At 65.3% G+C, this 12627-nt stretch carries 10 protein-coding genes; 5 read left to right on the top strand and 5 right to left on the bottom strand.

The features are described 5' to 3' along the window. Window positions 1-126: 126 nt before the first annotated feature. The 3 genes from AC5ZG5_RS00720 to AC5ZG5_RS00710 form a co-directional block, all read right to left on the bottom strand. Window positions 127-2862 carry a ligase-associated DNA damage response DEXH box helicase gene (locus AC5ZG5_RS00720; protein ID WP_456640718.1) on the bottom strand — a complete coding sequence of 912 codons (2736 nt, stop codon included), beginning with the start codon at window positions 2860-2862 and terminating at the stop codon, window positions 127-129. A 203-nt stretch (window positions 2863-3065) separates the two neighbouring features. After that, on the bottom strand, window positions 3066-4292 hold the full coding sequence (locus tag AC5ZG5_RS00715) for an ABC transporter substrate-binding protein (protein ID WP_028167657.1): 1227 nt from the start codon (window positions 4290-4292) through the stop codon (window positions 3066-3068). A 361-nt stretch (window positions 4293-4653) separates the two neighbouring features. Next, the gene (locus AC5ZG5_RS00710) at window positions 4654-5580 is read right to left on the bottom strand and encodes a class I SAM-dependent DNA methyltransferase (RefSeq protein ID WP_456641006.1); all 927 of its coding nucleotides are present in this window, start codon (window positions 5578-5580) and stop codon (window positions 4654-4656) included. Window positions 5581-5724: 144 nt separating this feature from the next. Here AC5ZG5_RS00710 and AC5ZG5_RS00705 point away from each other — a divergent pair, with 144 nt between their 5' ends. The 5 genes from AC5ZG5_RS00705 to AC5ZG5_RS00685 all read left to right on the top strand — a co-directional run bounded on the left by AC5ZG5_RS00705 (window position 5725) and on the right by AC5ZG5_RS00685 (window position 10904). Beyond that, window positions 5725-6765 (top strand): ligase-associated DNA damage response exonuclease, encoded by a 1041-nt coding sequence (locus AC5ZG5_RS00705; RefSeq protein WP_456640717.1) that lies wholly within the window; start codon window positions 5725-5727, stop codon window positions 6763-6765. Then, a complete protein-coding gene (locus AC5ZG5_RS00700) occupies window positions 6762-8414 on the top strand; it encodes an ATP-dependent DNA ligase (protein WP_456640716.1) in 1653 nt (550 codons plus the stop codon). Before AC5ZG5_RS00705 ends, AC5ZG5_RS00700 begins: the two co-directional genes overlap by 4 nt. 99 nt (window positions 8415-8513) lie before the next feature. Continuing rightward, entirely contained in the window at window positions 8514-8819 is a 306-nt protein-coding gene (locus AC5ZG5_RS00695) for a DUF6460 domain-containing protein (RefSeq protein WP_456640715.1), read from the top strand. Window positions 8820-8837: 18 nt separating this feature from the next. After that, on the top strand, window positions 8838-9572 hold the full coding sequence (locus AC5ZG5_RS00690) for an MBL fold metallo-hydrolase (RefSeq protein WP_456640714.1): 735 nt from the start codon (window positions 8838-8840) through the stop codon (window positions 9570-9572). Window positions 9573-9575: 3 nt separating this feature from the next. Next, window positions 9576-10904, top strand: a complete 1329-nt coding sequence (locus AC5ZG5_RS00685; protein ID WP_456640713.1) for an MATE family efflux transporter — start codon at window positions 9576-9578, stop codon at window positions 10902-10904. 118 nt (window positions 10905-11022) lie between these two features. Here the strand turns inward: AC5ZG5_RS00685 and AC5ZG5_RS00680 are convergent, their stop codons facing one another. Then, window positions 11023-12120: a quinone-dependent dihydroorotate dehydrogenase gene (locus AC5ZG5_RS00680; protein WP_456640712.1), complete on the bottom strand. Its 1098-nt coding sequence runs from the start codon at window positions 12118-12120 to the stop codon at window positions 11023-11025. After that, a complete protein-coding gene (locus AC5ZG5_RS00675) occupies window positions 12117-12461 on the bottom strand; it encodes a DUF952 domain-containing protein (protein WP_130227538.1) in 345 nt (114 codons plus the stop codon). Before AC5ZG5_RS00675 ends, AC5ZG5_RS00680 begins: the two co-directional genes overlap by 4 nt. Between the last annotated feature and the right edge of the window lie 166 nt (window positions 12462-12627).

Raw genomic sequence — 12627 nt, 5'->3', positions numbered from 1 at the left:
CCGGGCTTGTCCCGGCCATCCACGTGCTCGCCGCAGCAAGAAGTGCGTGGATGCCCGGCACAAGGCCGGGCATGACGACGTGGAGAGATCTGAGCTCCAAAACTTCATCTACTTTGCTACGATGTCTCATGACATCGCCTCTTTCACGAGTTCGTCGGCGGCTTCCGCCAAGAGCTCGTCGGATGCTTCGCCATAAACTGACTCGCGGCCGATTTCCAGCATCACTGGAACCGCGAGCGGTGAGACGTGCTCCAGTTCCCGGTGCGTGATTCGCCCCTGGATCCGCGCGAGCATATCGCCGAGCCGGCGCAGATCGAGCAGGCCGGTTGCGGCATCGGCACGGGCCGCGCGCAACAGGACATGATCGCCCTGATGCTTGCGCAGCACATCATAGACAAGGTCGGTCGAGAACAGCACCTGACGTCGCGATTTCTCCTCACCGGTATGGCGACGCGCGATTAGCCCTGAGATGATGGCGCAATTGCGGAAGGTGCGCTTCATCAACGCCGATTCGGCGAGCCATGCTTCGAGATCGTCGCCGAGCATGTCGGGATTGAACAGCGCGTTGAGATCGAGCTGGCCGTGCCGGATCATAAAAGAGAGGTCGCCGAGCCCCCAGATCGCCAGCGCATATTCATTGGCGATGAAGCCGAGCGGCCGGGTGCGGGCGCGCTCCATCCGTCGCGTCAGGAGCATGCCGAGCGTCTGGTGCGCGAGCCGGCCCTCGAAGGGATAGCAGACCAAATAATGCTTGTTGCCGCGTGGAAAGGTTTCGACCAGGAGCTCGCGGACCGCGGGCACGCGGGAGAAATCCTTCTGCAGCGACAGCCATTCATGGACCTGGTCCGGCAGCGCATTCCACGCCCGGCGATCGTCGAGCAGTTTGCGGACGCGCTCGGCGAGGTAGGTGGAGAGCGGGAATTTGCCGCCCATATAGGACGGCACTTTTGCATCCTTGTCGTTGGCGCGGGAGACATAGACCTGGTCCTCGACCAGTGCCTCGTAGCGCACCACCTCGCCGCCGAACACGAAAGTGTCGCCGGGCACGAGGCCCTCGATGAAGACTTCCTCGATCTCGCCTAGCATCTTGCCGCCGCGCGCGATTGCACCGGTCGAGCCGGAGCCGCCGGCGCGCGAGCGCACCAGCCGCACCTTCAGCATGGTGTCCTCGACGATGGTACCGACATTGAGGCGATAGCTCTGCCGCACGCGGGGATTGGCGACGCGCCAGCGGCCCTGCTTGTCCTGCTTGATGCGCGCGAAGCGCTCATAGGTCTTCAGCGCATAGCCGCCGGTGGCGACGAAATCGACGATGTCGTCGAAATCGGCGCGCGCCAGCGCGGCATAGGCCGCCGCCGTCCGCACTTCGTCATACAGCTCATCGGAAAAGAACGGCTCGCCGCAGGCGCAGCCAAGCACATGCTGCGCCAGCACGTCGAGCGCACCTGACCGAAGCGGCGGCGTGTCCTGCGCGTTCTCGGCGATCGCGTCGATCGCGACGCGGCATTCCAACACCTCGAAGCGATTCGCCGGTACCAGCACGGCGCGCGAGGCTTCGTCGAAACGGTGATTGGCGCGGCCGATACGCTGCATCAATCGCGACGAGCCCTTGGGCGCACCGATATTGATGACGAGGTCGACATCGCCCCAGTCGACACCGAGATCGAGCGAGGAGGTGCAGACCACGCCGCGCAGCCGGCCGGCCGCCATCGCATCCTCGACCTTGCGGCGCTGCGCGACATCGAGCGAGCCGTGATGCAGCGCGATCGCAAGCCCATCGTCGTTCATGCGCCAGAGATCCTGGAACAGCATCTCGGCCTGGCTGCGCGTGTTGACGAACACCAGCGCGGTCTTGTTCTGCTTGATCAATTCATAGATCTCGCCGAGCGCATGGCGCGCGGTGTGGCCGGCCCACGGCAGACGCTCGCGCGTATCCAGCATCTCGACGATCGGCGGCGCCGCGCCGCCGGCGGTGACGACATCGGCGGCGATCTGCGCGGCCGGTTGCTGCGGCACCAGGAAGCGCGCGAGCTGCTCCGGCTCGGCGACCGTCGCCGACAGGCCGATCGCGCGCATCTCCGGTGCGAGCCGCCACAGCCGCGCGAGACCAAGCGACAACAGGTCGCCGCGCTTGGAGGTCACCAGCGCGTGCAGTTCGTCGAGCACGATGCGCTTCAGCGAGGAGAACAGGAACGGCGCGTCGTCGGACGACAATAACAGCGCGAGCTGCTCGGGCGTGGTGAGCAGGATGTCCGGCGGATAACGCCGCTGCCGCTGGCGCCGCGACACCGGCGTATCGCCGGTGCGGGTCTCGATCTTGATCGGCAGCCCCATCTCGACGACGGGCGCCTCAAGGTTGCGCGCGATGTCGACCGCTAGCGCTTTCAGCGGGGAGATGTAGAGGGTGTGAAGGCCGCCGGCGCGCTTCACGCTGCGGCCGGTGGAGATCAGGTTGGAGCGCGAGGGGTTCGAGCGTGCGGCATGCGAGATCGCTCCCTCTCCGCTAGCGAGCTGGCCATTCTCCCTCCCCCTGAAAGGGGGAGGGTTGGGGTGGGGGTCCGCCACTTGCTCGGTGCCTGTGGCTGACCCCCACCCGCCACCCTTCGGGTGTCGACTTCCCCCTTTCAGGGGGAGGTGAGCAGGGTCGCTTAGTTCCACCAATGTCGGCAGAAATCCGGCCAGCGTCTTGCCGGCACCGGTCGGCGCGATCAGCAGTGCCGAGCGATTCTCGCGCGCCTTCGCCAACAGCGCGAGCTGATGCTCGCGCGGCGACCAGCCGCGGGCCGCGAACCATTGCTGGAAGCGGAGAGGCAGGAGGGATTCGGCCTCGGTCGGGGCCGCGGGCTGGGTCAGGGGTGGCACAAAATAGAGCTATGCCTTCGAGGACGCTTCGTCGAGGGGCGCTCTCCTCACCTCGCCCAGCCCTTCCGCGGGGAGAGGTCGGATTGCGAAGCAATCCGGGTGAGGGGCTCTCTCCGTGCACACGTCTCTCACCGCCTGCGCGGAGAGAGCCCCTCACCCCAACCCTCTCCCCGCAAGGGCGGGGAGAGGGAGACGAGGCACCGCTACTCCGTCACGGGCTTGTCGGAGATGTCCCAGTCCTTGCCGTTGAAGATGGAGATGTAGAGCGTCTTCATCGGCGTGTAGTCTTCGGGCGTGTAGCTGTAATTGATACCGTCGAGGAAATAGGGCGAGTGGAAGCCGGCGAGCGTGGTGGCGTGCTTCAGCACATTGGCGCGGGTGAGGTCGTCGCCGCAGCGGCGCAGGATTTCGGCCATGGTCGCGACCTGGCCGTAGCCGGCGAAGGCGATCGTGTTGTCGGGATCGACATTGGGCAGATATTTCTTCCGCAGCTCCTCGAAGGCGAGCACGTCCGGATCCTTCTCGAAGCGGGGCACGCCGACTTCCTTGGCGTAGCGGATCGCGACGATGCCGGTTGCGTTCTCAAGCCCCGCGGCGTTCAGGATCGAGCGGCCAGTCGAGCCCGCCGAGAGCAGATGCAGCGGCTTCCAGCCGAGCTCGGCGACCTTGCGGATCGACTGCGACGTCGCCTTGCCTGTCGTGATGTTGTAGAAGACATCGGCGCCGGATTTCGAGAGATTGATGAGCTGGGAATCGACGGTCGGATCGGTGAGATCGTAGGTCTGCTCCATGATGACCTGCGCCTTGCCACCGGCATCCGCCAGCACTTTCTTGAAGGGCCCTAAGAAGTCGCGGCCGAAATCATCGTTCTGGTAGAGGATGCCGACTTTCGCGTCCGGCTTCACGCTGACGACGTGTTTGGCCAGAATGCGAGCCTCGGTCGGGTAGAGTGGCAGGCCGGCCATGGTCCATTTGAAATTCTTCGGATCATTCCATTTCGACGCGCCGGTGTTGAGCAGCAACTGCGGCACGCCTTTGGAATTGAGATATTTGTGCACGGCGGTCTGCGGCGCGGTACCGAGCGAGCCGTACAGCGCCAGCACTTCCTCCTGCTCCACCAGGCGCCGCGTTGCCTCTACGCATTTCGGCGCGCTGTAGGCATCGTCCATGGTGAGGAACTTGACCTTGCGTCCATTGATGCCGCCCTTCTCGTTCAGCATCTGGAAATAGGCCTCGCCGACGCGACCGAGCACGCCATACAGCGAGCCGGGGCCGGAATGCGGCACGGTCTGGCCGAGCTTGATCTCGGTGTCGCTGGCGCCCGGATCATATTTCTTCTCGGCGGCCCAGAGATAGGGCGCGGACAGGCTTGATGCGGCGAACGCACTGATGGCGGTGGCGCAGAACTCGCGCCTGGTTTGCTTCTTCATTGTTGTTGTCTCTCCCTAGACGACAACAATGATCAACATTCCGCTTGGCTCGGCAATACCGAACTTTTGCCTTTGCGACGCAATGCCGCTCGAACAGTTCCGCGCGACGGAAAGGGTAGCGTCTAGACTCAAGTTTTGCTGATGCCGCAGCCGGTGAAGGTTTCGATTGGCGACCGGAGTTAATTCACTCCGGCTTCGCCACGCTCACTGCCGTCATTCCGGGGCGATGCGCAGCATCGAGCCCGGAATCCATTTGTCCGCCGTCACCCGGTGCGTGATGGATTCCGGGCTCGCGCTGTGCGCGCCCCGGAATGACGGCCGGTTATTGCTGCGGTCAAGAGCGCCCCCCGGGCTACGGCCGTTACGTCTTCGTGGCAATCACCACCAGGCCGGGGACGGGCACCTTGCCTTCGTTGCGCGTGGAGGCGGGCTGCAGCGCCGATAAGTTCAGGCCTGCGGCCTCGATCACGGCGCCGATGTAGGGCGCGCCGTGCGCATAACGCAGCCCCTCGCCGATCACGACGCCGTCGCCATCGTGCGTCTCGACGGTGAAGGCGACGGCGCCACCGGGTGCGAGCACGCGTCCAGCCTCCGCCAGAACAGGCGCGAGGTCGCAGACATAGACCATGGCGTCGGCCGCGAGGATGAAATCGGCGCTGGCGTCATCCCTGGCGCGCAGCCCGTTTAGCATGTCCTGGACCTCGAGCTCGGCATAGAGGCCGGTGGCGCGCGCCTGCTCGATCATGCCCGGCGAGAGGTCGATGCCGATGAAGCGATCGACGTTCTTGGCAAAGGCGGCAGCACCGAGCCCGGTGCCGCAGCCGAGATCGATGCCGCGCTCGAAAAAGGCCGGCTTGTTCGCGGCGGCGCGCGCCGAGAGCACCGCCTTGAACAACAGCGAGGGGCCGCGATAGCCGAGATCGCGCTTCAAAGCCTCGTCGAAGCGCGGCGCGTATTGATCGAACAGCGCCTGCACATAGGCCTTCGGCATGTCGGACAATCCTTCCGCGCCGAGCTGCATCAAATGCAGGCTGGCGCCGTGATGATCCTGTGGGTCGGCGTCGCGGGCGCGACGGAAGGCTGTGATCGCCGCCTCGCGTTCGCCGAGCTCCTGGCGGATCTCGCCGAGCACGAACCAGGCGGAGACGAAGCGCGGTGCGAGCTCGATCGCCTGCTCGAGCAGGTCGGCGGCGGCGGCGAGATCACCCCGCAACTGCAAATCGCGCGCGAATTCATAGCGGCGGTCGGCAACGAGATCGCCGGAGGACAGGAAGAGACGTCCGGACATCGCTTGGGGAACCAGTTCCGTCATTGCCGGGCTCGACCCGGCAATCCATCAATAGAAAGATGGAATCTTTAGAGAGATGGATGCGCGGGTCAAGCCCGCGCATGACGGCTAAACATCGGGTTAAGCCGGCTTATATACTGCGGCATGCGTCCGCAAGACATCCTGCTGCCAGTTGCTGCCGGTCTCTGCTGCAAACCGGGTGGCTTTCATATCGATCCGGTCCGCCCTGTGGAGCGCGCGGTCATCACCCATGGCCATTCCGACCATGCGCGAGCCGGCCATGGCGCGGTGCTGGCGACGCAAGAGACGCTCGACATGATGCGGCTGCGCTATGGCGACAATTTCGCCGGCTCCACGCAGGCGGTTCGTTACGGCGAGGAGGTCAGGCTCGGCGACATCAAGGTGAAATTCCATCCCGCAGGGCACGTGCTGGGCTCCGCGCAGATCGCGGTCTCCTGCAAGGATCTCTGCATCGTCGCGTCCGGCGACTACAAGGATGCGCGGGACCCGACCTGCGCGCCGTTCGAGCTCGTGGCCTGCGACGTCTTCATCACGGAGGCGACCTTCGGCCTGCCGGTGTTCCGGCATGGCGATGCGGCCGATGAGGTGAAGAAGCTCTTGGCATCGGTGGCGCTGTTTCCGGAGCGCGCGCATCTGGTCGGCGCCTATTCGCTCGGCAAGGCGCAGCGCGTGATCGCGCTATTGCGCGAGGCCGGCTATGACGCGGCGATCTATCTGCATGGCGCGATGGAGAAGATCACGCGCTACTACGAGAGCCGCGGGATTGCGCTCGGCGAGCTGCGCCCGGTGCGCGGCATGAAGAAGGCCGAGCTGGCCGGCACCATCACGCTGGCGCCGCCGACGGCGACCTCCGACATCTGGACACGGCGCTTTCCCGATCCCGTCACCGCGTTTGCCTCCGGCTGGATGCGGGTGCGCGCCCGCGCGCGGCAGCGCGGCGTCGAGCTGCCATTGGTGATCTCTGACCATGCTGACTGGGACGGGCTGACCGCGACGATCGGCGCGACCGGCGCCGGCGAGGTGTGGGTGACGCACGGTCAGGAAGACGCGCTGGTGCATTGGTGCAAGAGCAAGGGACTTGCCGCGCGGCCGCTCGATCTCGTCGGCTATGGCGATGAAGAGGAGACCGAAGTCGTGCTCGACGGCGAGGAAGGCGGGGCATGAACCGTTTCGCCGAACTATTGGACCGTCTCGCCTATGAGCCCGGCCGCAACAACAAGCTGAAACTGCTGACGGCTTATTTGCGCGACACCGAGGACCCCGATCGCGGCTACGCGCTGGCGGCACTCACCGGCGCGCTGTCGTTCAAGCACGCCAAGCCGGGCCTGATCCGCGACCTGATCATGGAGCGCACCGATCCGGTGCTGTTCGGATATTCGTATGATTATGTCGGCGATCTCTCCGAGACCGTGGCGCTGATGTGGCCGAAGGTCGCGCTCGCCGGCCACAACAATGCGCCGCCGCCGACGCTGACCGAGGTCGTCACGACGCTGCGCACGCTTGGCAAGACCGAGTTGCCGGCGCAGCTCGCGCGCTGGCTGGACGAGCTCGACGAGACCGGGCGCTGGGCGCTGCTAAAGCTCGTCACCGGCGCGATGCGGATCGGGATTTCGGCGCGGCTCGCGAAAACCGCGGCCGCGGCGCTTGGCGAGAAAGATCCGCATGAGATCGAATTGATGTGGCCGGGGCTGGCGCCGCCCTATCTCGATCTGTTCGCCTGGCTGGAGGGCCGGGCCGAAAAGCCTGTCAACCGCGACCCGGCGCCATTCCGCCCGGTGATGCTGGCGCATGCGATCGAGGATGCGGATTTCGCCAGTCTCGATCCGGCGGATTTCATCGCCGAATGGAAATGGGACGGCATCCGCGTGCAGGCCGTCTCGGGCCGCGACGAGCGCGGGCACTTGCAGGTGCGGCTCTATTCGCGCAGCGGCGAGGACATCACCAAGAGCTTTCCGGATTTGCTGCCGTCGCTGCATCTGCCCGGCGCGATCGACGGCGAGCTATTGGTGCTGCGCGAGGGGCGGGTGCAGACCTTCAACGTGCTGCAGCAGCGGCTGAACCGAAAGGTCGTCTCGCCGAAACTGATGAGGGATTATCCGATCCATCTGCGTGCCTATGACCTGCTCGGCGACGACGAGAACGATTTGCGCGAACTGCCGTTCGAGGAGCGCCGCACGCATCTGGAAGCCTTCATCAGGAAGCTCGCCGATACGCGCATCGACCTGTCGCCGACCGTCCCCTTCACCGATTGGCCCGCGCTGACCGCGGCGCGGGCCGATCCGGCCGGCGCCGGCGCGGGACTGGATGCGGAAGCGGTCGAGGGCGTGATGCTCAAGCGCCGCGATGCGCCCTATCTGCCGGGCCGTCCGAAGGGGCAATGGTGGAAGTGGAAGCGCGATCCGCACATCATCGACGCTGTCTTGATGTATGCGCAGCGCGGCCACGGCAAGCGCTCGTCCTATTATTCCGACTATACGTTCGGCGTCTGGACCAATGGCGGTGCTGGCGACGAATTGGTGCCGGTCGGCAAGGCCTATTTCGGCTTCACCGATGAGGAACTCTTGCAGATCGACCGCTTCGTTCGTCGCAACACCACCGAGAAATTCGGCCCCGTCCGCCATGTCGTGCACGAGCCGGACCAGGGCCTGGTGCTCGAAGTGGCCTTTGAGGGTCTGCAGCGCTCGCCGCGGCACAAATCGGGCGTTGCGATGCGGTTTCCGCGCATCAACCGATTGCGCTGGGACAAGCCGCCGCGCGAGGCCGACCGGCTGGAGACGCTGGAGCGGATGCTGAAGAGTGTGACGGCAAATTAAGGTTCCGCCCGTGGATGATAAGCATTGACGGCGCGGCGCGGGTTCCCCATGTGCATCGCCTTGCCTATAATGCGGATGCACACCCGCGAGGAGACAGCAATGCCCGACGACGTCCGTGACTTGCCGGCCAGCCAGAATGACGGTTTGTACCGCTTTCTCGGCGGCTCGCCGCTGTCGGTCGCCTTCCGGCTGATCCTCTTGTCGATCCTGGTCGGCGTCGTGCTCGCCGCGGTCGGATTCGATCCCTGGAATATCATCCACAGCATCCAACTGCTGTTCCGGCGGCTGTGGGACCTCGGCTTCGACACCATCAACTGGCTGTGGCGCTACTTCCTGCTTGGCGCCGTGATCGTGATCCCGGTCTGGCTGTTGTCGCGGCTGTTCGGCACGCCGCGCGGCCGCTAGCTGGCGCGGGCCGGGGCGATGCAACTGCGATTTATCGGCTGCGGCGACGCCTTCGGCTCCGGCGGCAGGTACAACACCTGCTTCCACGTCACCGGCGACAGCGTCAATTTCCTGATCGATTGCGGCGCATCCTCGCTACCGGCCATGAAGCGGCTCGACATCGTGCGCGATGAGATCGATCTGATCCTGATCACGCATTTCCACGGCGACCATTTCGCCGGCCTGCCGTTCTTCCTGCTCGATGCACAGTTCTCGCGGCGCAGCCGGCCGCTCGTGATCGCGGGGCCTGAGGGCATCGAGACGCGGCTGCCACAGGTGATGGAAACGCTGTTCGAGCATTCGTCCAAGACCAAGCAGCGTTTCGAGCTCTCCGTCGTGCCGCTGGTGCCCGAGCAAAGCCGCAGCTTCGGCGCGGTGACGGTGACGCCCTATCCGGTCGTGCATGGCGAATCCGGCGGACCGTTCCTGGCCTACCGGATCGAGACCGAAGGCCGCGTCATTGCCTACAGCGCCGACACCGAATGGACGGAGACGCTGATCCCGGCGGCGCGCAACGCCGACCTGTTCATCGCGGAAGCTAATACCTACGACAAGATCGTCAAGAACCATCTCAGCCTGACGACATTGGAAGCGCATCTGCCCGAGATCGGCGCCAAGCGGCTGGTGCTGACCCACATGAGCGACGACATGCTCGGCCGCGTGGACGAGCTGCCCTACACCGCCGCCAGCGACGGCATGGTGGTGGTGTTCTAGAAGATGCACGCACCAAACCCATCCGCGGAGGTCACGAGCCGGCAGGTATTCGCCATCGCAGGTCCCGCGATGATCGCGAACCTGACGACGCCGCTGATCGGGATCGTCTCCACCACGGCGATCGGACGGCTGGACGATGCGGCGCTGCTCGGCGGGGTCGCGATGGCCTCCGTGCTGTTCGACTGCATGTTCTGGCTGTTCGCGTTCCTGCGCATGAGCACGGTTGCCTTCACCGCGCAGTCGCTCGGCGCCGGCGAGACGCAGGAATTGCGTGCGATCCTGGTGCGCGGCTTCATCGTCGCGGCGGTGATCGGCGCCGCGCTGATCGTGCTGCAGGGGCCGCTGGCCGCGATCCTGCTCAGCGCGATGGGCGGCAGCGAAGGCGTGACGGCGGCGGCGAAGACCTATTTCCTGATCCGCATCTGGTCGGCGCCGCTCGCGCTCGCCAATTACGTCGTGCTCGGCTGGCTGATCGGCCAGGCGCGGGCGACATTGGCGCTGTCGACGCAGATCGCGATCAACGTCGTCAACATGGCGGCGACCATACTGCTGGTGCTGGTGTTCAATCTCGGCATCGCCGGCGCGGCGATCGCCGCTGTGATCGCGGAAACGGCCGGCCTGTTGCTCGGCATCCTCATTGCGCGGCATCTGACGGGAGGAAAGCTCGACATCCTGCCGGGCACGCTGTTTGCGCGCGAAAAACTGATGCGGATGCTCGCGGTCAACCGCGACATCATGATCCGCACCGCGGCACTGATCACGGCGTTCCTGTTCTTCACCGCGCAAGGCGCCCGCGCCGGCGACGTCACGCTGGCGGCGAATGCGGTGCTGAACAATTTCCTTTTGGTCAGCGCCTTCTTCCTCGACGGCCTCGCCAATGCCGCCGAGCAGCTCTGCGGCCGCGCCTATGGCGCGCGCGACCGCTATGCGTTTGCCGGCGCAGTGCGGCTGGTCATCGTCTGGGGCTTTGCGTTTGCGCTCGCAGTGATGGCGGCATTCGCGCTGTTCGGGCCTGTTCTGATCGATATCATGACCGCGAACACGGAGGTGCGGCAGGCCGCGCGCGCGTTCCTGCTGTTCGTGATCCTGTCGCCGCTGCTGGCGGTGTTCGCCTTCGCCTATGACGGCGTCTATATCGGCGCGACCTGGGCGCGCGACATGCGCAATCTGATGGTGCTGTCGCTCGTGATCTTCCTCACCGCCTGGTTTCTCTTGCGCCCCTTCGGCAATGCCGGGCTGTGGACCGCACTGCTGGTGCACTATGCCGCGCGCGGCGGATTGGAAGCGCTGCGCTATCCGGCGCTGTTCAGGGCATCGTTCGCGACGCCATAGTACGAACCGACTACGCCGTCATTGCGAGCGAAGCGAAGCAATCCATCTCTCCCGCGCGGCGGCATGGATTGCTTCGTCGCTATCGCTCCTCGCAATGACGGTGCAGGCCGGACATGGCTCACCGGACCGGCCAGTCCTCGGCCGTGATGGTGGCGGCATCGGCGCCGACGATTTCGGACAGCGAGTCGCGGCCGGTGCGCAGGAGCGTCGAGGAGAGATCGCGCTTGATATCATCGACGAGGCCGAGGCCCTTATAGACGAGCGCGGAATAGAGCTGGATCAGGCTGGCGCCGGCGCGGATCTTGGTCAGCGCGGCGCCGCCGGAATCGATGCCGCCGACGCCGATCAGGGGAAACGCACCCTCAGCGCGCACATAGGTCTCCGCCACCATCCGCGTCGACAGGCGGAACAGCGGCCGGCCGGAGAGACCGCCCTGCTCTTTGGCACGGGCCTGCTCGCGCAAGGTAGAGGGCCGCGCCAGCGTCGTGTTGGCGACGATCATGCCGTCGACGCGGCGCGAGCGCGCGATGTGGACGACGTCGTCGAGCTCGGCGAGGCTTAAGTCCGGCGCGATCTTCAAAAGCACCGGCGAATCGCCGGCATTCTTCCGCACCCGCTCCCGGATCTCGATGACCCGTGCCAGGAGATCATCGAGCGCGGCCGATTGCTGCAGATTGCGCAGGCCCGGCGTGTTCGGCGAGGACACGTTGACGGTGAAGTAGCTCGCGACCGGCGCAAAAGTCTCGATCAGCTTCACATAGTCGGCGGTACGATCCGGCGAATCCTTGTTGGCGCCGACATTGACGCCGACGATGCCGGAAAGATGGGCGCGGCCGGCGAGCCGCCGCAGCACCGCCGCCGCGCCGTCGTTGTTGAAGCCCATGCGGTTGATGACAGCTTCATCCCGCTCAAGCCGAAACAGCCTCGGCCTGGCATTGCCGGACTGCGGCAGCGGCGTCACCGAGCCGATCTCGACAAAGCCGAAGCCGAGCTTGAGCAGCGCATCAGGCGCCTCCGCGTTCTTGTCGAAGCCCGCGGCCATGCCGACCGGATTGGGAAAATTCAGTCCGAACGCGCGCACCGCGAGCTTCGGATCATCCGGCCGCTGGCGGATCGGCGGCAGGAAGCGCAGCCCCTGGATCGCCAGCCGGTGGGCGTCCTCCGGATCGAGCCAGCGCAGCAGCGGCAGCGAGACGGCATCGAAGGCGCGGATCACGGCAACGTCTCCGGGATCGCATGCGTGCCGTCGGCGCGCGCCGGCAGGTCGTAGACCGCAGTGACCGCGCCGAGATCGAGCTCGCCATAGAGATGCGGAAACAATTCATCGTGACGGGAAGGCTCCCAGCGCAAGGCGTCACCCAGCGCATCGGCATCGACCGCGATTAGAAACAGGCCGGTTTGGCCGGAAAAATGCTTCCGCGCGGTCCCGGCGACCTGGGATGCGGTGGAGAAGTGGATGAAACCGTCGCGCAGATCGTCGGCACTACCCCGATACACTCCGGCCCGCTCGGCCTCGCGCCAAGCTGAGGCAGGGCTGATTTTATAGATCGTGCGCACCTATCCGGTGTCCCATGCTTCACGCTTGAGTCTGTTGGGGTTTTTCCCGAAGCTGGCCGGGCCAGCGATGGACCGTATCGACGCCCGTGGCGCAACTCAAGCGCCACAGCAGGGCCGATTGGGGACATTTGCGGAAAGCCGCAGGTTCCGGCAATAATTCCTAAAT

The organism is Bradyrhizobium sp. Ses1 (assembly GCF_059512365.1).
This window is presented reverse-complemented; position numbering and strand designations above follow the sequence as displayed.